The sequence below is a fragment of the Sphingobacterium bovisgrunnientis genome (assembly GCF_009829085.1).
Taxonomy (GTDB): Bacteria; Bacteroidota; Bacteroidia; order Sphingobacteriales; family Sphingobacteriaceae; genus Sphingobacterium; species Sphingobacterium bovisgrunnientis.
Map to the genome: position 1 here is coordinate 1 of NZ_WUQY01000029.1, position 22,744 is coordinate 22,744.

Consider the following 22,744-nt stretch of genomic DNA (forward strand, 5'->3'; position numbering starts at 1 on the left):
AGGGATTCGAACCCCCGAACCTGTGACAGTTAACGGTTTTCAAGACCGCCGCATTCGACCACTCTGCCAGCTCTCCGTCACAAAAGTAGAAATTCTTACTAGATCTACAAAACTTATTTTACGCTTGTATCTTTATCCTTTGAAAATGAGCTTAATTAATTTGTTTTAGGCAAAATAAAGCTCTTTAAGGATTATGGAGTAAGTATTTCTCGACAGTGTTTTCGGATATTTGAAGCTATTTTATCAATAGGAAGATCGTCAGTATCCGTACCGAATGGTTCTTCAATGGACTCACCAATCATCTCAATGGTAATAAGTACATAAAATATAAATGGGACAGCCAATGCTACAAAGTAGCCCATAGAAAATACATAGCCCACAGGAAGAGTAATCGAGTATATAATAATAAATATCTTGATAAATGAACTGTAGGCAATAGGAATAGGAGTGTTCTTAATGCGTTCACATGCGCCACAAACACCAGTCATAGCAGTTATGTCTTCATATACTATTCTATATTGATCGCCTGAAATAACACCGTTTTTATACAAATTATTTACTTTGCGAAATATGAGTGACGCTACTTGATTTGGACCATGTTTTTTATCGTCCAATTCTACCAATTCTGGATGTTCTTTTTCATCCAGCATAAATTTTGTGTAGTCTGATCGTAAAAAATTAAATAATGTCTCTGCGAATAATGGAATTGACTTTCGGAAAAAATGACGATTCACTTTATCTTCTGCCGGCAACATTGCATTTAGTTTTATGGATAGTGTACGGCTCAAATTTGTCAGTGCTCCCCATTGTTTTCTTGCTTCCCACCATCTATCGTAAGCAGTATTTGTTCGAAATACTAAAATCAACGATAATACAAAACCCAATAAATTGTGAACTGTTGTAATATTTTTAATCCAACTTTTGTCAGATAATTTCAAGTATTCTAGTTCCAAATAGGCTACTCCCCAAGAAAATGCAGAGACTAATATAAGAATAGGGAATATTTTTTTAGAATGATGAGATTTTAATAAGTGTATAATTGTATGAAACCAGTCTTTGGGGTTATAAACTTTCATTAACTAATATTGTTGCTATAAATTGTTAAATAACTTATTTTAGTCGCAATATGGCGAAATATCAGAAAACGAACAAGAAAAAAATATCATCACCAGGGGACGAGAGAAGGCGATATTTGATATATAGCATTGCCATACCTTTGAGTATTATATTGTTAATTGCGGTTTGGATATATCGACATAGTATTCAGTATTACTATCATGTACTCTTCGACAAAGAAATAAAAGAATCAACATCCGAGAAAAGTAAGCATGATGCGCGTAATATTTTGCTGATGCAAGCCCATTCGGATAAATCGTTTGGTATTGATGTGAGCCAATATCAGGGCAAGATTTTATGGGATTCGGTAAGTTTGATAAATGAGAAATTCCCTATAGATTTTATATTTGTCCGTGCGACAATGGGGGAGAATGCACGTGATAGTAGGTTTCAACGGAATTGGGAAGGGGTAGAATCTATAAATAAACTACGTGGTGCTTACCATTACTTCAGGCCAAATGAAAATTCAATTAAGCAGGCTAATAATTTTATTAAAACAGTAAAGTTAAAACCAGGAGACTTACCACCTGTTTTAGATATTGAAGAACGTCCACGTATGCAGTCGATGGACAGCTTGCGTGTAGGATTGAAGCGTTGGCTTGATAGAGTAGAGGCACATTATAATGTACGCCCGATAGTATATTCGGGAGATAGTTATTTTACGGATTTTTTGGAAAAGGAATTTAAAGATTATAAATTATGGATAGCCAACTATAATTTTTGGGTTGAATCGCCAAAGGCACATTGGGATATTTGGCAGTTTTCTGAAAAAGGAAGTGTAAAAGGAATAAAGGGCTTTGTCGATCTGAATATGTATCAGTCTGATGTGGAAGATTTAGAAAAATTGAGTATAACTTATAATTAATTAAAGATTATGGCAAGTTTTAACGATTTGATAGCAAAAAACAATTTAGTATTAGTTGATTTTTCAGCAGAATGGTGCGGTCCCTGTCAGACTTTAGCTCCAATTCTAAAAGAAGTGAAAGAGCATTTTCAAGATAAATTAAGCATTATAAAGATAGATGTTGATAAGAATAATGCATTGGCTAGAAGCTTTTTAGTTCAGGGAGTACCTACGATGATTTTATATAAATCTGGTCAACAGGTGTGGCGTCAGAGCGGCCTATTGACCAGAACAGATTTAATATCGGTTATTCAGAAATATGCTGACTAATCGATATTATCCGATAGATCCGTACTTGGAGATTGAATGCGGGTCATTATTATCTTATCAATACGATTTCCATCCATGTCTAAGACTTCCAATTTATGACCTTTGTATGTGATGGACTCACCTTCTGAAGGTATGTGATCAAGATAAAGAAACACAAGTCCTCCGACTGTTGTCACATTTGATATCTCATCTTCATCTTCTTCCGAAAGACCCAATTCAAATCTATCAAAGAAATCATCCAACTGATACCTTCCATCAATAATGAAGGAACCATCTTCGCGTTGACGTACTAACTTAGATTTGTTTTCTTTTGTTTCTTCGTCAAATGCGCCAACTAAATTTCCCAAAATATCTTTCAATGTAATAATACCTTGCGGACTACCATATTCATCTATTACTACAGCTTGGGTAACTTTACTAGTTTTAAGTAATTCTAATACGGCATAAATTCCACTATTTTCATTCACAAAAGGAATCGGCTGTATTAATTTCTGAATATTTGGATTATCATTTTGAATAAAAGCTTTTAACAAATCTTTTGTCGAAATAATACCTTTCATATTATCAAAATTCCCTTCACAAACAGGGTATTCGGTATGATTTGATTTTAAAATATACCCTTTAATATCTTCAAAAGAGTCTTCAATATCCAAATAGGTGATATCATTACGGTGTACCATGATATTGATAGCGCGTTTATCTCCAATTTCTAAAAGTCTATCCACCAAGTCATGTTCAAAACCTTCGATCACACCACTATCGACACCTTCATCCACCAAAGCCTTAATTTCTTCCTCTGTGACGGTATTTTTAGAACTTTTTATATTTAATAGCTTTACGACAAAATCCGTAGCCACCGATAGCGACCATACGAATGGTCTTACTATTTTGCTGAGAGTGTCCATGGGGATAGCGATTAGCGAAGCATATTTTTCAGGAATTGCCATGCCGATTCTTTTCGGTACGAGCTCGCCAATTACTAATGTCAAGTATGTAATTATTAATACGACGATACCTACAGATAGCGTATCGCTATACTTTGAAAGTAAAGGAATGTTATTTAAAATTTCAGCGATATATGTAGAAATCGATCCGCCTGAGAAAAAACCGGTCAGTATACCGATTAGCGTTATTCCAATTTGTACGGTCGATAAAAATTGATTGGGGTCGTTTTTTAATTTAAGGGCTCTTTTAGCTCCAGAGTTTTGATTACTAATTGCTTGTAAACGTGCTTTTCTACTTGATACTATGGCTATTTCGGAAGCTGACAAAATACCATTTAATACCATAAGCACCAAAATGACGACTATCTCTGTGATCATAAATATGATTTGTGTTCTTTAATTACGAATATAAGAAATTATACAGAATTCTGAATCTAAATTGTTCAAGTAAATGGTGCAAACGTTTGATATAAAAAAAAGCTTTATTTAATACGATGAATTATTGATATTGGACAATATTTGAAAATCAAGTGCATGAATTTAACCAATGACTTTAATTTAGAACTGAAAAATGTTGTCTCTCAATTTGAGATTTCTGGTGAAATCTTAAGTATTGAGAAATTTGGTTCTGGTCATATTAACGATACATTCAGAGTTCGTATAGTTTTGTCCGATACTTCTTATTTATTGCAGAAAATCAATCATCATATATTTCCGAATGTAGACGGTTTAATGCAGAATATTCAGCTGGTAACCGATCATTTAAAGAAAGTGCTAAGTGGTAAGGTTGAAAATGTTGATAAACATACCCTTACCATTATATCCTGTAAAGATGGCAAACGCTATCATCATGATGCTCAGGGCAACTATTGGAGAGTGTTTGTGTTATTAGATAATGTAAAGAGTTATGATATTGTCGAAACCTACCAACAGGCATACTCTGGAGGAAGGGCATTCGGACAATTTCAAAAGCAGCTTTCTACCCTTGACGCGCGTGAGATAGTTGAAGTTCTACCGAATTTTCACAATATTGATTTCAGATTAAATAATCTAAAATCAGCTGTGGCGGCAAATAAAGCTAATAGATTGCTAGAAGTTCAAGATATTTTGGATTTTATAGATTCCCGAGAAGAGCGCATGCGTACAATTCTTCGTATGGCAGAAAATGGTGAATTGCCTTTGCGAATAACACATAATGATACCAAGTTTAATAACGTATTATTGGATGAGAATGATGAGGTTCAGTGTGTGATAGATTTAGATACGGTAATGCCAGGTTATGTTGCGTATGATTTTGGTGATGCTATTCGAACGATTATTAACTCAGCTGCAGAGGACGAAAAGGATTTATCGCAGATTGTACTTAATATTCCACTATATCAAGCTTATGCGGAAGGATATTTGGAAGAAGCAAGAGAGTTCTTGACTGAAAAGGAGATAGAATCTTTGTTCTATGGAGTTTTGTTACTTCCATTCATGCAAGCTGTTCGTTTTCTGACAGATTATATTGAAGGTGATACCTATTATAAAATTCACTATATTGACCATAATTTGGTTCGTGCACGTGCGCAAATGAAATTATTTCAGGAACTCGAAGTGCATGAGTCTCAGCTGAAGGAAATATTGAATAATAGTCTATCGATTGAACAGTAAATGAATACGCTACAAGTACCTAAGATTCATATTCCATCTATAAATTTGGAGTCTTTGCGCTTCGCATTTAGCGATTTAGTTTGGCATAATATAGATAATACACCGTGGGTGAATGAATATCCTTACAAGCCAGAGGTTAAATTCCAAATTGCGTACGATAGTGAGCATATATTTTTGCATTACAAAGTTCAGGAAGAATTTGTAAAAGCAACTTACATACGAGCTAATGAAAACGTATGGGAAGACAGTTGTGTCGAATTCTTTATATCATTTGATAATCGTCAAACGTATTATAATTTTGAATTCAATGTTTTAGGTACAGGATTGATTGGATATGGTCCAGCTGTCAAAAGTGAAAGACAAAGGTTAGATCCAGCACAAATCGATGCCGTAGATGCTTTTGTGCAATTAAAGAAAATAAAAGGTAAGAAAGAGTGGGAAATTGGATTAGTAATTCCGAAATCCACATTTGGAAATGTTGGAGAATTAGAAGGAAATACTTTTCATGCTAATTTTTATAAATGCGGAGATGGATTGCCACAACCTCATTTTATTGCATGGAATACTATTGATTTGCCTAAGCCTAATTTCCATCGACCAGATTTTTTTGGAGAAATTAGTTTTATATAAATTATAAAAATAGCGAATCGTAAGATTCGCTATTTTTATAATTGACGTCGATAGAATTTTCTTTTTTCTACCTTATTACTCCAGTAGATAATAATAATTGTACCAACTATTGTCGGCGAAATCCAATATATAACGTCGTTAAGCTGCAGTCCTGTTACTATAAATGCTGTGAATGATGCAATTAAGGCACCGACCATTCGCCCTATATGACTTTTTAACCAGCCTAATTTTTCTTTTTTGAATCTTTTAGAATTTCGGAAATCATTTATCGATAAGAAGAGTCCAAAAGCTGCGAAAATGAAATAAAGTAATGCTTCTTCAATTCTATCTATTTTAAAAACACCAAAAATCAACATTATTAATGAAGGGATGAGCATGGAAGTAGATACAATTCTATCGAAAAGATCAGCTTCAATTTTGTCTGAATTTTTAAACGTCAAAGCTCGTTTACCAGCTATAATCATGTAAATCGTGAATAGTCCAATTAAAAATAAGAAAGCATTTTGGTGATTTGGTAAAACAGCAATGATTAATGATAATGAGGAACTAATAATAATAGACACAGAAAAGATGTGTCCTGTATTACGATGTCGCGACCTTCCTTTTCGAAAATACATACTCGCTAATCGAGAAAATAAGCCTAATCCACCAAAAAATGCATGGATATAAATAATAACTTTAATAAAAATCTCCATTAGGTTAGTTTGATGATGTGTGATATATAATCAACATTTATAACTACATAATGTTTTCTTTTGGATTAAAATTGTTTCAAAAAAAATAGCAAATCATATGATTTGCTATTTTAACTAATTTTTAAATGTAGTATAACTTTCGATAATATAAACCTTTAGGTCTTCGTCTGTGGTATTTTCGATAAATTCTACGCTAGGTCTAAATCGCTCTCGAAATAAAGCGATATCCGAATCACTTAGTGGCAATAGCGATCTTACCAAATGCTTTGTAAATCTTTGATCTATTTTTCGAGCTTGATATTCTTCAAAAAGTATATCCACATTTTTGCGGGCATTTTTTGCATCACGTCCAAATAGTCGAGATGGAGAAACTTTTACGCCACCTTTATTGCGTGGTACTTCAACAATTTTGCCAGCATTCTTAGCTTTCTCAAGTTCATCTGCCAATACGTTGTCCGTTAATCTTTTTACCAATACTTCATCGATATGCAGAATATTTTCATCTTTATTTAAATAAATTCGACGAACTGCATCGTCGTAATAAAAAATTGTGTCTGCATCGTAACCAAGAATATTTACGGCTAAATAATCGTTGACTTGCCCTCCAATTTTGAAAGCACCATCGCGATTGGAATTTGCTATTTCATTGGTTCGTAAGTTTTTAATTTCGACATTGTACAGCGGCTTACTACTTACCAAATCGTAAATGTAACCATTGATCTGTTGCGCATGTGAAAATGTCGCTAAGAGCGTAATAAACCCTAAAATTATATATCTAATCATCTATTTTGTGTTCCAAGTATTATTATCCGGATTTATGTCGGGGTACACGTTGCGTGGATCCAACTGAACTTTTGATAGTTTTTCTGTCGAGTTCAATTTGAAAGTCCACACTCTATTTCTTTCCCAGACTTCAACAGGCAACTTTGTTGTGATTTTTTTACCACTGACCGTTGTTGCTTCTATTTCAATAGGCATTGGAAGTTTACCTAAGTTTTGAACAGTTATTAGCGCTCCTTTGTTCTCATCTAATTCTACATATCGAACTTCCGAAATAGCTTGATCCATTTGCCAGTTGTGTTGAAACATTCCTCTCCAATACCAATTTAAGTTTTCGCCAGTTTCGTTTTCAATTGTACGGAAAAAATCATTTGGCGTAGGGTGTTTGTAAGCCCAATAATCAATGTACTTACTAAATGCAACATCAAAACGCTCTGGGCCGATGATTTCTTCACGCAGTAATCGCAACGCATAAGCTGGTTTGTAATACGCTAAATAACCAATATGTCGTTCGCGCATATTTTGTGGCGAACTCATTACGGGTTCTAGGGAAGGATTAAAAAGCGCTTGTGTTAAATTATTTTTTGCACCGAATCGCTGGTTATATTCGCCTTTATTAAAATGTTGGGTAGAAATTTCATTAATAAAAGTATTGAAGCCTTCGTCCATCCAAGCATGTAGTCTCTCATTGCTGCCTACAATCATCGGGAACCAATTGTGTCCAAATTCATGATCTGTAACACCCCAAAGATCTCCACCTTTAGCATTGTAGCCACAAAATGACAAAGCTGGATATTCCATTCCGCCAACATTTGATGCAACATTAACTGCAACAGGATAAGGGTATTCTAACCATTTTCTAGAATAATGCTCTATCGAAGCTTTAGTATATTCAGTTGATCTCTCCCACCCGTTTTTACCGTTACTTTCTTCTGGATACAGAGATAACGCTAGACTTTTTTTACCCGATGGTAAATTGATTTTTGCGGCATCCACAATAAAAGATGCAGAAGAAGTCCAGGCTACATCATGCGCGTTTTCAAGTCTGTATTTCCAAGTCAGGTCTTTTTTGTTTGGTCTAGTATTTTTGTCCGTAACTTCTTTCAAAGAACGAATCATAACGGTCTTATCCGAATTTTGAGCTTCATTATAGCGTGCTAACTGTGTTTGTGTCCATACTTCTGAAGGGTTCAACAGTTCGCCACCCAAAGCAACAATGTGATTGGCTGGTGCAGTAATTTCTACGTTGAAATCACCAAATTCGAGATAAAATTCACCTGGACCTGTATAGGGTTGTGTATTCCAACCTAATATGTCGTCAAATACGCAAACACGTGGATACCATTGGGCGATAGAATACACCTTGCCATTTTTAGTAGGAAGTATTCCAGTTCTATCTGCACCATATTCTGGAATGGAAAATTCAAAATCCATTGAGAATGTAATTTTACCACCTTTTGCCGGTAAAGGTTTGGGTAAATTGATGCGCATTCGCGTGTCAGTAATCACATAATTCGTTGTCGCTTCGTTATCAATTTTGAGGTTTTGCAACACATAACCTCCCTCGAAATTATTTCCTGCGCTTCCATATCTGCTCTCGGTAAGTGGAACTATAGCTTGACCTCTAGATTTTGAATTGAAGAGATTCTGATCCAATTGAAACCACACAAAACCCAATTCCTCCGGACTATTGTTTGTATAGGTAACAATCAGAGAACCTTTGATTTTATCCAGTTTGTCATCTAGTGATGCTTTAATAGTATAGCTTGCTGCATTTTGCCAATATGCGGGGCCTGGTTTGCCACTTGCAGAACGGTAGGCTGTGCCATCTGAAGTATAAAATCCTGGGCCAAAAGCTTCTAAATAACTATAATCACTTTTTGTTTGAGCCTCAGAAATTTGAGGTGTAAATAGCGTGAAAGCTAAACCTACTAAAAGAAATTTAGATATGTTTTTTATCATAAGGCAGAAAGTTTTTGTTGGTATGTTGCTTCATCAAATCCTAAGATAATTTCATTTTCCAACTCAATAATCGGACGTTTGATCATACTGTTATTTTGTAATAATACTGCACGTGCTGATTGCTCATCTACGACAGCAGCTTGTTGTTCTGGCGAAAGTTTTTTCCAGGTTGTACCTTTTTTATTAACTAAACTTTCCCATGAAACAAGTTGTTGCCACGCAATCAATTTTGAAACTTGAGCAGGTTCTTTTTTATAATCATGAAAAGTATATTGAATATTATGTTCATTTAACCAATCCAATGCTTTTTTAACAGTGTTACAATTCTTAATTCCGTAGACGTCTAACATTATATTTCCTTTTAGATAGTAATTAAACACTATAAATGTACAGATAATTTCAAATTATCTGTTTTAAAAATGAAGGTTCAACGTATTAAAAAGTAGTATAATGACTGCTGACTGAAGATATGAATGTATTGAATCTAATTTTTATTTCATGGCAATTACTGATCTAAAAAGTTATCTAATAAGTTGATTATTCCAATTTTTGTAGCATTATATTGAATTGATAGTGTATTTTTTACACTATTATTTTTTTTACTGATAAATTAATTATATTTTTATAACTTCATTAAAAATAATACAAAATGAGCCTAAAAGATTATAAAGGTGTTTTGACTGGTGATCAAGTTCAAGAATTATTTGAGATCGCTAAAAAACACAAATTTGCTTTACCTGCTGTAAACGTTATAGGTACAAACTCTATTAACGCAGTATTAGAAACAGCTAAAGCTGTAAACTCTCCAGTAATTGTTCAATTATCTAATGGTGGTGCACAATTTTATGCTGGTAAAACATTAAATAACGATGGATTAAAAGCATGTATTTTGGGTGCTGTATCAGCAGCTCAGCATGTTCATTTATTAGCAGAGCATTATGGTGTAGCCGTTATTTTGCATACTGATCATGCTGCTAAAAAATTACTTCCTTGGATTGATGGTTTATTAGATGCTGGTGAGAAATTCTTTGCGCAAAGCGGTAAGCCTTTATTCTCTTCACACATGTTGGATTTATCAGAAGAGCCATTAGAAGAAAATATTGAGATCTCTGCAAAATACTTAGCGCGTATGAAACCACTAGGTATGACAGTTGAAATCGAATTGGGTGTAACAGGTGGTGAGGAAGATGGTGTAGATAACTCTGATGTAGATAGCTCTAAATTATACACTCAACCTGAAGAAGTAGCTTACGCTTACGAAGAATTGTCTAAAGTATCTGATAAATTTACAGTTGCTGCAGCTTTTGGTAATGTACACGGTGTTTACAAACCAGGTAACGTGAAATTACAACCAGTTATTTTGCACAATTCTCAAGAATATATTCGTGAGAAATTTAATTTGACTGCTGAAAAACCAGTTAATTTCGTGTTCCACGGTGGTTCGGGATCATCTCCTGAAGAAATCGCTGAAGCAATTTCTTACGGCGCAATCAAAATGAACATCGATACAGATATGCAATGGGCAATGTGGGATGGCGTTCGTGCTTACGAAGCTAAAAACCACGATTACCTACAAGCGCAAATCGGTAACCCAGAAGGTGAAGATTCACCAAACAAAAAATACTACGATCCACGCGTATGGTTACGCAAAGGTGAAGAGGCTTTTGTTACACGTTTGACGCAAGCATTCGAAGAATTAAATGCTATCGATGTTAACAGTAAATTGTAATACCAAACATTCTATATAGTAGAAGGGGTTATTGATTGAACATCGATAACCCTTTTTTATTCCCATAAAAATCTCCCATCACCGCGCATTTTACTGCGTATTTCTTCATATAAATACAGTATATTTGCTTTTTAAATTTGAAGGCATAACACCTGTATGAAGCATATACGTAATTTTTGTATTATAGCACACATTGACCACGGTAAAAGTACCTTGGCGGATAGATTATTAGAATATACAAACACTATCTCACAACGAGAAGCACAAGCGCAACTTTTGGATAATATGGATTTGGAACGCGAACGTGGTATCACGATCAAAAGTCACGCGATCCAGATGGATTATATCCAAGATGGTGAAAAATATACTCTGAATCTTATTGATACGCCTGGACACGTGGATTTCTCCTATGAGGTATCTCGTTCTATCGCGGCGTGTGAAGGTGCATTATTAATTGTGGATGCTTCACAAGGTATTCAAGCACAGACTATTTCCAATTTGTATTTGGCAATGGAGCATGATTTAGAAATCATCCCGATTCTAAATAAAATGGATTTACCTGGTGCAATGCCAGAAGAAGTAAAAGATCAAATTATCGATTTGATCGGAGGGAAACGTGAAGATATTATTCCTGCTTCGGGTAAAACTGGGTTGGGAATTCCAGATATTTTAAGAGCTATAGTAGAGCGTGTTCCAGCACCTGTTGGTGATCCAGAAGCACCACTTCAAGCATTAATTTTCGATTCTGTTTTCAACTCTTTCCGTGGTATCATGGCGTATTTCAAAGTGGAGAATGGCGAAATTCGCAAAGGCGATAAAGTAAAATTTATTGCTACCGGTAAAGAATATTATGCCGATGAGATAGGTACATTGAAGCTAAATCAGGTTGCTAAGGATGTTATCAAAACTGGTGATGTAGGCTATATTATTTCTGGTATTAAAGAAGCACGAGAAGTAAAAGTAGGGGATACAATCACGCATAAAGACCGTCCTAGTACAGAAGCTATTAATGGTTTCGAAGAGGTAAAACCAATGGTTTTTGCGGGTATTTATCCTGTAGATACAGAAGATTACGAGGAATTGCGTGAATCAATGCACAGGTTGCAGCTGAATGATGCTTCTTTGGTTTTTGAACCAGAATCTTCAGCAGCATTAGGTTTTGGTTTTCGATGTGGTTTCTTGGGTATGCTTCACATGGAGATTATTCAAGAGCGTTTGGAACGTGAATTCAATATGACTGTAATTACTACAGTTCCCAACGTTTCTTACAAAGCTTATATGACCAAAGACAAGGAGGAAATCCTCGTTCATAATCCATCGGACTTGCCAGATCCAAGTAAATTGGATATGATTGAAGAGCCATACATCAAAGCAAATATTATTACGAAATCTGATTTCGTGGGACCAGTAATGTCACTTTGTATTCAGAAACGTGGTACTATCATCAATCAATCATACTTGACTTCTGATCGTGTAGAATTAGTTTTTGAGATGCCAATGGGAGAGATTGTATTTGATTTTTATGATAAATTAAAAACCATTTCTAAAGGGTATGCTTCATTTGACTATCATCAAATAGGCTACAGACAATCCGATTTAGTGAAATTAGATATTCGTCTTAATGATGAGCCTGTAGACGCCTTGTCATCCTTGATACACCGTAGTAATGCATATGATTTTGGTAAGAAAATCTGTGAGAAATTGAAGGAACTTTTACCACGTCAACAATTCGAAATTCGGATTCAAGCATCAATTGGTGCGAAGATTATTGCCCGTGAAACTATTTCGGCTTTACGTAAAGACGTAACTGCTAAATGTTATGGTGGTGATATTTCGCGTAAGCGTAAACTATTGGAGAAACAGAAAAAAGGTAAAAAACGTATGCGTCAAGTAGGTAACGTAGAGATTCCGCAATCGGCGTTTATGGCTGTTTTAAAATTAGATTAGTTCGTAGATCAACCTATAAAAATATATAAGCATGAGATTATTAGACGGTAAAGAAGTATCCGCTAAGATTAAAGAAGATATTAAAAGAGATGCTGCTGAATTTACAGCTACTGCGGGTCGTAAACCTCATTTGGTAGCGATCTTAGTAGGAAATGATGGCGGTAGCGAAACATATGTTGCAAGTAAAATGCGTAACTGTGAGTTGGTTGGCTTCGAGTCAACAAACATCCGTTACAGCGTAGATATTACCGAAGAAGAGTTAATCGCTAAGATCGAAGAGATCAATAAAGACGAAAACATTGATGGATTAATCGTTCAATTACCATTACCTAAACATATTGATCCAGATAAGATTACAGAAGCTATTGATTACCGCAAGGATGTAGATGGTTTTCATCCTATTAACTTGGGTCGTATGCAACGTAATTTGCCATGTTTTACTCCAGCGACGCCTTATGGCATCATGTTGATGTTGGAGCATTATGGTATCGATACGGCAGGTAAGCACGCTGTAGTGGTAGGTCGCAGTAATATTGTGGGTTCACCGATGAGTATTTTGTTAGCGCGTAACAGTAACCCTGGAAACTGTACAGTTACATTAACTCATAGTCGTACTGCGGACCTGAAAACTGAAGTTCTTCGTGGTGATATCGTTGTTGCAGCTATTGGTAAGAAAAATTTTGTAACTGCTGATATGGTAAAGGATGGTGCTATTGTAATTGATGTGGGTATTAATAGAGAAAATTCGACAGAAACAAAATCTGGTTTTAAATTATATGGCGATGTAGATTTCGAAGAAGTTTCAAAAAAAGCTTCTTGGATCACGCCTGTACCGGGTGGTGTAGGGCTAATGACGATCGTTGGGTTGTTGAAAAACACACTTGAAGCAGCAAAAGGTACTATTTACAGCAAATAATATAGTTGTTATTGGCATAAATATTGCAATGTTATCGCAGTTAATAAATTTTTAAACTAATAAATATGAAAAAAATTGCACTATTAGCTGTTATGGCAGGAGCGTTAACATTTACTGCATGTAATAGTACACCTTCGAAAGATAAAAATGCGGATGGCGAAGTTACTGCTGGAGAGCATTTAGATCATTCTTTAGAAAATTTGGATGACGCTACTCATGCGGCAGCTCATCAAGCTGAAGAAGATTATAATAAAGCAAAAGCTGAGTTAGATGCAGCTGTTGCAAAAGGAGACAAAGAAGCTGAGGAAGCGGCTCGCAAAACTTTAGCAGATGCTGAAACGGCTTGGGAAAAAGCAAAAGCTGATATTAAAGACGCTGCTGATAAAGCTAAAGATGGTATCAACAATGCCGTTGATGTGACTAAAGATGCAGCAGACAAAGCAGGTGATAAAATTGAAGAAGGAGCTAACAAAGTAGGTGACACTGCTAAAGATGCTGCTAACAAAACTGAAGCTGTGGCTAAAGATGCTGCAGAAAAAACAAAAGAAAAAGCTAAAGATATTAAAGAAGCTTTAAGAAACTAATTAAACAAATACATTTTGGTAAAGCGTCTATCAATTGATAGACGCTTTATTTATTTTTGGGTATGGACAAAGATAGAATTTTAGAGGAGTGTTTCGCTATAGTGGATCAAAAGATCGCACAAGTAAATCTGGGTATCCAAGATGCAAATCAAAGTTTACAAGATGATACAAAGAGTAGTGCGGGTGATAAATATGAGACAAGCCGTGAAATGATTCAACAGGATTTGAATCGCTACGAGCAACAATTGAAAGTTCTGAATCAAGATTTGGATATTTTGACTCGAATCAAAAATCAGAAATTGGATGTAAAAAAAGTAGGATTAGGATCTTTAGTTAAAACAGATAAAGGATTTTATTTTTTAGCGGTTAGTATTGGACAAATTTCAATTGAAGACCAAAAAATATTTAGCATATCTACAGCTTCGCCCATTGGAAAAGTGCTAGTCGGCAAAGCTGTTGGTGAAAGCTTTGAGTTTAATGGTGCCAAACAGCTTATTAAGAGTGTAATTTAATTTATTGTACTCAAGTCCTTTATGACTGTCAAAACAAAAATAATTATAGCAGTACAGAAGAACATATGCCCCATAAAGAATATTGTTCTTTTTTTTCTGGGTTCTTCTTTTAATTTATAACTTTTCCAACTATAGAACATACCCAAAGGAGATAGGATTAATACAAGAATAAAAGGAAGTACTGTGATAAACTCTACTAATATCAAATAATCTTCTTTGAAAGGTTTAATCAATTGATTAATGAAGATTATAGACAAGATTAAATTGATCGTATATATTCTAAAAATTTTAATGGATATTGTTAAATAACTATTTAGAGGTTTATTACTAATTTTCATACTAGTAATTTAATTAAATTTTTCCAATTGTCCCAATAAGCCCGTTAACCCACCAGTGTGTACAAAAAGTATTTTACTTTCTGGGCTAAAGTAATCATTTTGAATTAAATCATGTAAGGCAAACATAGCTTTACCTGTATAGGTGGGTTCGATCATGATGCCTGTAGATTTGACGTAGTTTTTTACAAATGCAATTAGCTCTGGTTTTACTTTGGCGTATCCACCAAAGTGATAATCTAAATGTAATTGTACTTGTTCAATAGGGGTATCATATTTTAGCATTTCATCCAAAATAAAACCACCGTTTTTTAAAACTGTAATTACATGTAATTGTGTATTTAAATTACAGTCTGAAATTCCTTGTGCAATACCAGCCGCGGTAGTTCCCGTTCCAGCGGCACAGAACATGTGATCGTATTGATTTTTTAATTCATCAATTAATTCTTTGCAACCATAAATTGCTTCCAGACTTGCGCCACCTTCGTCAATAAAAAAGTATTCTTCTTTATTCTCCAATTGCTCAAAAAGTTGAGGTTTATCTTTATACTCTTCGCGTGATACAAACCTCAATTGCATACCAAACAGCTTACACATATTCAGCACAGGATTACTAATTTCTTCCCCGCGTACAAAACCAATAGTTTTAAATTGAAAAGTAGCTCCAGCGCAAGCGGTAGCCAAAAGATGATTAGACCAAGCTCCTCCAAATGTAACTAGTGTACTCTTATTTTCTTGTTGTGCTTTTTGTAGATTATATTTAAGTTTTCGCCATTTATTCCCAGAGATAAAAGGATGAATCATGTCATCTCTTTTAAGATATACGTGCACTTTCTTGCTTTCGTAAAGTGGATGATTTACCTTTTGTTCAGGGCTGTAAATTTGCATGTAATATTAATTGTAATCTTGAGTTTAAATTCCTGAAAAATAATCACTGAATAATCAGTGATTTTAATACCAGAACACTCCAAAGTTAATAGATTTCGGCTTATTTCCTGTACTTTTGTACCATGTCTGAAGATTTGGAATTAATCGAACAAGAGGAACAGGAATTATTTGAACACGTACGAATTGTAGCTGAAAAAGGCGTCACTTTGATACGTGTAGACAAATTCTTGATGAATAGAGTAGAGAATACCTCGCGTAATCGTATTCAAAATGCTATCGATGCAGGGTCCGTACGTGTGAACGATAAACCTATCAAAGCAAGTTACAAAGTAAAACCGTTTGATGTTATTACAATGGTTTTACCAGATCCTCCACGCGATAATGAAGTATACCCAGAGAATATACCGCTTGATATCATTTACGAAGATGATGATGTGTTGCTGGTTAATAAAGAGGCGGGAATGGTTGTTCATCCAGGATTTAATAATTATACAGGAACTTTAGTAAACGCTTTAACATATCACTTAAATCAATTACCTACATTACCAGGCAATACAGGACGTCCTGGCTTGGTACACCGTATTGATAAAGATACTTCGGGCTTATTGATTATAGCGAAGAATGAGTGGGCGATGACTTTTTTAGCAAAGCAATTTTTTGAGCATACGATCAACCGTCGTTATATTGCGTTAGCTTGGGGAGATATTGCTGAAGATGGCACGGTGAGTGGTTATATTGGGCGTGATTTGAAAGATAGACGTATTATGTCTATGCATGAAGATCCAGAAAAAGGCAAATGGTCGGTAACGCATTATCGTGTTTTAGAACGTTTGGGCTTTGTGACGCTGATCGAATGTCAATTGGAGACTGGAAGAACGCATCAGATTCGTGCGCATATGAAATCTATTGGGCATCCGTTATTTTCGGATAGTACATACGGTGGGGACAAAATTTTGAAAGGAACAGCATTTACTAAATATAAGCAGTTTGTAGACAATTGTTTTGCTATATTACCTCGACAAGCACTTCATGCGAGATTGTTGGGTTTTGAGCATCCTGCAAGTAAGCAAAAAATGGATTTTGAAGTACCGATGCCACAAGATATGCAACAGGTTTTAGAAAAGTGGAGAGCGTATGCAGCGCAAATTAATAGTTAATTGAAAAGAGTTTATGCCGATACATTATATAAATTTTAATGGAGAAATAGTTGCAGAAGATGCAAAAATATTGACTGTTGAAAATAGAGGTTTGCGATATGGAGATGGTATTTTTGAAACCATGCTCTATCAAGGTGGGGAGATAAGGTTTTTGCATTTACATATCGAGCGATTGCAACGCAGTATGCAGAAGATTCAATTGGAGCAATCGGCGATGTTTGACGAATATTTCATCAAAAAAATTACAGATGAATTGATTCGAAAAAATAATATGGTTGGCCAACGTGTACGCGTTAGATTAATTGTTTATCGAGATGGTGGAGGAATCTATTCACCTGCAACCAATAAACCAGCTTATATTTTGCAAGTGCAAAAAGTAGATATTCAGGTTCGGGATAAAAAGGTTGGTCTTATTGTAGATTTATATTCGGAGATCAAAAAGCCGTATAGCGATTTGTCAGAGCTAAAATCAAATAATTCATTGATTTACGTTTTGGCAGGGAATTTTAAAAAGAAATTTGATTACGATGATGTATTTATCTTGAATCAAGAAGGATTCTTGTGTGAAGCTTTGACCTCTAATATTTTTGTGTATTACGATAAAGTATTATACACACCAGCTTTAAATCAAGGTTGTATTGATGGTGTCATGCGTCGTGTTGTGATGGATATGGCAGAAGATGAAGGTATACCTGTTGTCGAAGCACAAATTAGTCCGGAAATTATGAAAAAAGCAGATGAGCTATTTTGTACAAATGCCGTTCAGGGAATTCAATGGGTAATGGGGTATAAACAGAAGCGTTATTTCAATAAAATATCGCGCATCCTGCAAGAAAAATTACGTACTTGGAATTATAATAAAGAAGATTAGGCTTTGATTTTTGGTTAAAGTCAGTCTTTTGTTGAAAATATTTTAAATGTAGAGTTGTGACAAAATTTAGATGATGCGACGCTAGCAATTGTTTATTTTTGTCCTTAATGATTTTACCCTCATGGGTAAAAATATAAATATAGATTCATGGAACTAAAATTAAAACGTCCATTAGCTTTTTTTGATTTAGAAACAACTGGTGTAAATATTGCATCCGATAGAATTGTTGAGATTTCAATACTAAAAGTAAATGTTGACAATTCAGAAGAAGTATACACACGTAGAGTAAATCCTCTGATGCCAATACCAGTGGAATCGTCAATGTTTCATGGGATCTATGATGAAGACATCAAAGATGCACCTACATTTAAAGATTTAGCACAGGAAATAGCAGATTTCATTGGCAATTCTGATTTAGCAGGATACAATTCCAACAAATTTGATGTTCCCATGCTAATGGAAGAATTTTTAAAAGCGGGTGTTGATTTTAGTTTGGACGGTCGTTCTTTTGTAGATGTACAAAATATATTCCATCAGATGGAACAACGTACTCTGAAGGCGGCATATAAATTCTATTGTGGCAAATCTTTGGAGAATGCACACCAAGCAGAGGATGATGTACGTGCGACTTACGAAGTACTAAAGGCGCAATTAACAAAATACGAAAACGAAAGTTTTACAGATAAGCATGGCGCTGTGTCTTATCCAGTTGTGAATGATGTGGAAGCCTTGCACAAGTTTACAAATCTTACAAAGCCTGTCGATTTTGCTGGACGTTTTGTTTACGACGAGCAAGATGAGGTATGCATCAATTTTGGTAAGCATAAGGGTAGAAGATTAACAGATGTGTTTGACGCAGAGCCAAGCTATTACGCTTGGATGCAAAATGGTGACTTTCCTTTGTATACTAAACGCATTTTGGAGAAACACTGGAATGCCTACAAAAATGAGAAAAATGCACAGAAGCAACCTGCTGACAAAGCTGTGAAAGCTGATGTACAAAAGCCTAAAGTAGCGGAGCCAGCTAAACCTATCACAAATGATATGTTGGCAAGTCTGCAAAGTAAATTCGGTAAAAAATAAATCTTAACATATAATGAATAAAGAGCAAGTATCAGAACATGTTAATTGTTTGATCATTGGGTCTGGACCTGCAGGATATACTGCGGCGATTTATGCAGCTCGTGCTGATTTGAAACCTGTAGTATATACTGGAATCGTTCCTGGTGGTCAGTTGACTCAAACTACTGAAGTAGATAATTTCCCAGGTTATCCAAATGGCATTACAGGACCAGAAATGATGGAAGATTTGAAAAATCAAGCTGAGCGTTTCGGTACACAAGTACGTTTTGGTTACGCTACGAAAGTTGATTTTTCACAAGATGGTGGAATTCACTATGTAGAAATTGACGGTAAAACCGTGATTTCTGCCGATACTGTTATCATTTCCACCGGTGCGACAGCTAAATGGTTGGGCTTAGAATCAGAGCAAAAATATAACGGTTTTGGGGTGTCTGCTTGTGCTGTATGTGATGGATTCTTCTACAAAGGCCAAGATGTAGCGATAGTTGGGGCAGGAGATACGGCAGCAGAAGAGGCAACATATTTAGCGAAACTGTGTAATAAAGTCTATATGTTGGTTCGTCGTGATGAATTCAGAGCTTCAAAAGCGATGTATCACCGCGTGATGAATACACAAAATATTGAAGTATTGTACAACAGTGAAGCGGAAGAGATTCTTGGTGATGGTCAGGTTGTAACAGGTGTACGTGTGAAAAATAATAAAACGAATGAAACTCAAGACTTAAATGTAACAGGTTTCTTCGTAGCTATTGGTCACAAACCTAATACTGAGCTATTCCAAGGTATTTTGGATATGGACGAAACAGGCTATTTAATTACACAGCCAAATGTTACAGCAACAAATATTCCAGGTGTATTTGCTTGTGGTGATGTGCAAGATAATGTATATCGTCAAGCTATCACAGCAGCAGGAACAGGTTGTATGGCTGCATTAGAAGCTGAAAGATACTTAGCAGCAAAAGGAGATCACTAAACTTCTACAGCTTTTACAAACAATAAACGCTCGGATTTTTCCGAGCGTTATTGTTTTATCCTAACTACTTCTTTTCTTTATTTGCTTTGACAAGTCGATAACTTATATAGAGTAATAACAACCAAACTGGTATTAATTCTACTGAAATCTTTAAATCGGTCAACCACATTAATCCTAATACACCGAACAAGAAAATCAATGTCAAATAATTACTTATTGGGTAGAACAAACTTGGGAATTTCGTTTTTTCATTTGCTTTGCTTTTCTGCTTTTTAAAATGCAAATGTGTCCAACAAATCATAATCCAATTGATCACCAGCGAAGAAACTACCAAAGACATTAGAATACCAAGTGCCTCTTCGGGCATAATTTTATTAATGATGATACATATACCTACCAAAGCAGCTGACACCATTAATGCCGTGATTGGCGCATGATTTTTGTTGAGTTTTTTCAAAAATTTAGGCGCATTTCCTTGTTCTGCTAATCCATAGAGCATTCTTGAATTGCTATATACACAACTATTGTATACGGACAAAGCCGCTGTTAATACTATTATGTTAAGAACATTAGCAATGAAACTCATGAAATCGTATGTCTTTCCAAATAGTGTAAAATGCTTGTCATTCAATATATCAAATACTTCTACAAAAGGACTTGTATTTGCCGTAATAGATCGCCAAGGCATCAATGAAAACAAAATAAACAATGCACCAACGTAAAAAATTAAAATACGAATAAGTACTTGGTTCGTCGCTTTAGGAATGTTTTTCTCTGGGTTTTCAGCTTCTGCTGCTGTGATGCCGACTAATTCAAGTCCGCCAAAGGAAAACATAATTATTACTAAAGCGGCTAAAAGGCCTTGATAGGATCCATCAGCATTTTGTTCAAACCAACCTTTTGGAAAGAAGCCTCCATCATTCACTAAATTTTGAACTGTGGCGTGTTCGCCTTCAGCACCAGATATCAATAAATAGGCACCAAATATGATCATCGCAATGATTGCCGTTACTTTGATGATAGAAAACCAAAATTCTGTTTCGCCATAAACCTTTACAGAAGTTAAATTCAATGCGTTGATGACAACAAAAAAGAAAAGACTGGATGCCCAAAGTGGTATTTCAGGCCACCAAAACTGCACGTATACACCAATAGCAGTCAATTCGGCCATACTTACTAGTATGTAAAGAATCCAATAATTCCAACCCGAAGCAAAACCTGCGAATGGTCCCCAATACTTGTTAGCGAAATAGGAGAAGCTACCGGACACAGGTTCATCTACAACCATTTCGCCTAATTGTCTTAAAATAAAGAATGCAAAAATACCTGCAATAGCATATCCAAGTATCACGGATGGTCCAGCTAATATAGCGGCTTTACCAATTCCTAAAAACAATCCCGTACCGACCGCACCCCCAATAGCGATTAATTGGATGTGCCTGTTGCTTAATCCTCTTTTTAATTGATTTTCTTTGTTTTCCTCCACCGTAAATGTTTATTTAATCGTATTTATATTTTTAAATCCTATTATTTCATCCCAATATGTGCCTGGTTTACGATAATATACTAGTATTTGGTATTCATTTTCTGTTTCAAAAAATGATCCTGCGTACAAATCTGTATTTACCTCAGTTTCGTTTTTTCGGATGTATTCATAATTATAAATGCCTTGTTTTAACAATTGCTTAGTTTCCCATAAACCACTTTCTGAATTATACTTGAGTTTATTTTCAATAGTGGTATTGAAATTATTAAATGCACCCACAAGGTAAATATCTCCTTTAATATTTGCAGAATCTTTTAGCGAAAAATGTGCAGAAATATATTCACTTTCTAGTTCAGCATTATCGAAGTCTATATTTCGGATGAAAAACCGACCGTTTTCATCTAGTTTAAATTCATATTTTTCGTTAGATACTTTATCGTCATTATACAATTGTGCGTTGATGACGATATCGCGCACAATATTCTGGATTGCCGATGAGGTACTTCGCATACTTCGTAAATCCAGCGTTCTAAATTCATTATTCCCTTTGAAATCTAAAGTAGAAGGTTGATTGTATGTGATTTTTTGAGGGCTTATTTGAGAAATCTCTTTAAGAATCTTATAGTTATCAATACGCTGATTTTGGAAAGCATGGATTTGAATATTTACAGCTGGATTAATAATTTCTTGTTGCGAATTTACTGTAATATTTAACTTTTGATTTTTTGATTTTTGAGCAGAAATGGGAGAGAGTAGAATTTCTACATCCAAATTTACAGAAGCGTTTAAAACATAAATCCTCCTACTGAAAAGTAATCTAGCTTTATCCGCATCTTCGTAAACTTTCAATAAAAAATTGCCAGCAACTTTAGGTCTACTGTTTTCATTTGGAAATACAAAAGAATAATGAGTATAAGGTGTTAATGTATTTTTTGATGATTGAATCTCAAATATTCTATCTTCTTCATACCCAATCAAAGCATCTAATAGTGGTAATCGACTCGGAGACCAATCAGCATTGCAGTGCTCTACACTATAGTATAAAGCACGGTTATCCGCACGCAAATCGTCAAATGAAATCTTTAGAAATTTTTGATTTTGTAAATTAATTATAGGAAATACAGCCTCTTTATCGACATGATTCAACTGTACACTTTTTATGTATGAGCAATAATTTATATTGTCATAGATTAAAGTGTTTTTAACAGTTCGATTATCATCTTGTTTCTTCTTTGGCTTTTGCGCAAAAATATTTAAGCTACATAATAGAAATAACGCGCTTAATATAAATGATTTAGGTTGAATCATT

22 protein-coding genes are annotated in these 22,744 nt (G+C 35.0%); 13 read left to right on the top strand and 9 right to left on the bottom strand.

Annotated features, from left to right (window positions below; genetic code table 11):
- Positions 1–191 precede the first annotated feature (191 nt).
- Positions 192–1,076, bottom strand: a complete 885-nt coding sequence (locus GOQ16_RS13145; protein ID WP_160069698.1) for a bestrophin family protein — start codon at positions 1,074–1,076, stop codon at positions 192–194.
- Between the two features lie 140 nt (positions 1,077–1,216).
- Between GOQ16_RS13145 and GOQ16_RS13150 the strand changes: the two genes are divergently transcribed.
- Positions 1,217–1,981 (top strand): glycoside hydrolase family 25 protein, encoded by a 765-nt coding sequence (locus GOQ16_RS13150; protein WP_240141044.1) that lies wholly within the window; start codon positions 1,217–1,219, stop codon positions 1,979–1,981.
- Between the two features lie 9 nt (positions 1,982–1,990).
- Positions 1,991–2,290, top strand: a complete 300-nt coding sequence (trxA, locus tag GOQ16_RS13155; RefSeq protein ID WP_160069700.1) for a thioredoxin — start codon at positions 1,991–1,993, stop codon at positions 2,288–2,290.
- Here the strand turns inward: trxA and GOQ16_RS13160 are convergent.
- Positions 2,287–3,612 (bottom strand): hemolysin family protein, encoded by a 1,326-nt coding sequence (locus tag GOQ16_RS13160; RefSeq protein WP_160069701.1) that lies wholly within the window; start codon positions 3,610–3,612, stop codon positions 2,287–2,289. The genes trxA and GOQ16_RS13160 overlap by 4 nt on opposite strands.
- A 156-nt stretch (positions 3,613–3,768) precedes the next feature.
- Here GOQ16_RS13160 and GOQ16_RS13165 point away from each other — a divergent pair, with 156 nt between their 5' ends.
- Together GOQ16_RS13165 and GOQ16_RS13170 are read left to right on the top strand one after the other, a co-directional pair.
- The gene (locus tag GOQ16_RS13165; RefSeq protein ID WP_160069702.1) at positions 3,769–4,887 is read left to right on the top strand and encodes a phosphotransferase enzyme family protein; all 1,119 of its coding nucleotides are present in this window, start codon (positions 3,769–3,771) and stop codon (positions 4,885–4,887) included.
- Positions 4,888–5,517, top strand: coding sequence for a carbohydrate-binding family 9-like protein (locus GOQ16_RS13170; protein WP_160069703.1), 630 nt, complete (start codon positions 4,888–4,890; stop codon positions 5,515–5,517).
- 35 nt (positions 5,518–5,552) lie between these two features.
- On the opposite strand, the gene GOQ16_RS13175 is transcribed toward GOQ16_RS13170, so the two are convergent.
- From GOQ16_RS13175 to GOQ16_RS13190, 4 genes are all read right to left on the bottom strand, one after another.
- On the bottom strand, positions 5,553–6,212 hold the full coding sequence (locus GOQ16_RS13175) for a hypothetical protein (RefSeq protein WP_160069704.1): 660 nt from the start codon (positions 6,210–6,212) through the stop codon (positions 5,553–5,555).
- A 114-nt stretch (positions 6,213–6,326) separates the two neighbouring features.
- Complete coding sequence (locus GOQ16_RS13180; protein WP_160069705.1) at positions 6,327–6,995, bottom strand: hypothetical protein; 669 nt, start codon at positions 6,993–6,995, stop codon at positions 6,327–6,329.
- Positions 6,996–8,954 carry a M1 family metallopeptidase gene (locus GOQ16_RS13185; protein WP_160069706.1) on the bottom strand — a complete coding sequence of 653 codons (1,959 nt, stop codon included), beginning with the start codon at positions 8,952–8,954 and terminating at the stop codon, positions 6,996–6,998.
- Positions 8,951–9,304, bottom strand: coding sequence for a Spx/MgsR family RNA polymerase-binding regulatory protein (locus GOQ16_RS13190; protein ID WP_160069707.1), 354 nt, complete (start codon positions 9,302–9,304; stop codon positions 8,951–8,953). The genes GOQ16_RS13185 and GOQ16_RS13190 overlap by 4 nt, the downstream gene beginning before the upstream one ends.
- Before the next feature lie 299 nt (positions 9,305–9,603).
- Between GOQ16_RS13190 and fbaA the strand changes: the two genes are divergently transcribed.
- The 5 genes from fbaA to GOQ16_RS13215 all read left to right on the top strand — a co-directional run bounded on the left by fbaA (position 9,604) and on the right by GOQ16_RS13215 (position 14,642).
- A complete protein-coding gene (gene fbaA / locus GOQ16_RS13195) occupies positions 9,604–10,683 on the top strand; it encodes a class II fructose-bisphosphate aldolase (RefSeq protein WP_160069708.1) in 1,080 nt (359 codons plus the stop codon).
- A 156-nt stretch (positions 10,684–10,839) separates the two neighbouring features.
- Complete coding sequence (gene lepA, locus GOQ16_RS13200; RefSeq protein ID WP_149912660.1) at positions 10,840–12,630, top strand: translation elongation factor 4; 1,791 nt, start codon at positions 10,840–10,842, stop codon at positions 12,628–12,630.
- 31 nt (positions 12,631–12,661) lie between these two features.
- Positions 12,662–13,546, top strand: coding sequence for a bifunctional 5,10-methylenetetrahydrofolate dehydrogenase/5,10-methenyltetrahydrofolate cyclohydrolase (locus GOQ16_RS13205; protein ID WP_160069709.1), 885 nt, complete (start codon positions 12,662–12,664; stop codon positions 13,544–13,546).
- 65 nt (positions 13,547–13,611) lie between these two features.
- Positions 13,612–14,130: a hypothetical protein gene (locus GOQ16_RS13210; protein WP_160069710.1), complete on the top strand. Its 519-nt coding sequence runs from the start codon at positions 13,612–13,614 to the stop codon at positions 14,128–14,130.
- 62 nt (positions 14,131–14,192) lie between these two features.
- Positions 14,193–14,642: a GreA/GreB family elongation factor gene (locus tag GOQ16_RS13215; protein ID WP_160069711.1), complete on the top strand. Its 450-nt coding sequence runs from the start codon at positions 14,193–14,195 to the stop codon at positions 14,640–14,642.
- Between the two features lie 347 nt (positions 14,643–14,989).
- Here GOQ16_RS13215 and GOQ16_RS13220 read toward each other — a convergent pair whose 3' ends face one another.
- Positions 14,990–15,865: a 1-aminocyclopropane-1-carboxylate deaminase/D-cysteine desulfhydrase gene (locus GOQ16_RS13220; RefSeq protein ID WP_160069712.1), complete on the bottom strand. Its 876-nt coding sequence runs from the start codon at positions 15,863–15,865 to the stop codon at positions 14,990–14,992.
- A gap of 122 nt (positions 15,866–15,987) precedes the next feature.
- Here GOQ16_RS13220 and GOQ16_RS13225 point away from each other — a divergent pair, with 122 nt between their 5' ends.
- The 4 genes from GOQ16_RS13225 (at position 15,988) to trxB (ending at position 19,949) form a co-directional block, all read left to right on the top strand.
- Positions 15,988–17,022 (top strand): RluA family pseudouridine synthase, encoded by a 1,035-nt coding sequence (locus GOQ16_RS13225; protein ID WP_160069713.1) that lies wholly within the window; start codon positions 15,988–15,990, stop codon positions 17,020–17,022.
- Between the two features lie 13 nt (positions 17,023–17,035).
- Entirely contained in the window at positions 17,036–17,893 is an 858-nt protein-coding gene (locus tag GOQ16_RS13230) for an aminotransferase class IV (protein WP_160069714.1), read from the top strand.
- A gap of 147 nt (positions 17,894–18,040) precedes the next feature.
- Entirely contained in the window at positions 18,041–18,976 is a 936-nt protein-coding gene (locus GOQ16_RS13235; protein WP_160069715.1) for an exonuclease domain-containing protein, read from the top strand.
- A 13-nt stretch (positions 18,977–18,989) separates the two neighbouring features.
- Entirely contained in the window at positions 18,990–19,949 is a 960-nt protein-coding gene (gene trxB, locus GOQ16_RS13240; RefSeq protein ID WP_160069716.1) for a thioredoxin-disulfide reductase, read from the top strand.
- Positions 19,950–20,013: 64 nt separating this feature from the next.
- Here the strand turns inward: trxB and GOQ16_RS13245 are convergent, their stop codons facing one another.
- The gene (locus GOQ16_RS13245) at positions 20,014–21,435 is read right to left on the bottom strand and encodes an amino acid permease (RefSeq protein WP_160069717.1); all 1,422 of its coding nucleotides are present in this window, start codon (positions 21,433–21,435) and stop codon (positions 20,014–20,016) included.
- 9 nt (positions 21,436–21,444) lie between these two features.
- On the bottom strand, positions 21,445–22,743 hold the full coding sequence (locus tag GOQ16_RS13250; RefSeq protein ID WP_160069718.1) for a type IX secretion system plug protein: 1,299 nt from the start codon (positions 22,741–22,743) through the stop codon (positions 21,445–21,447).
- Position 22,744: the final 1 nt, after the last annotated feature.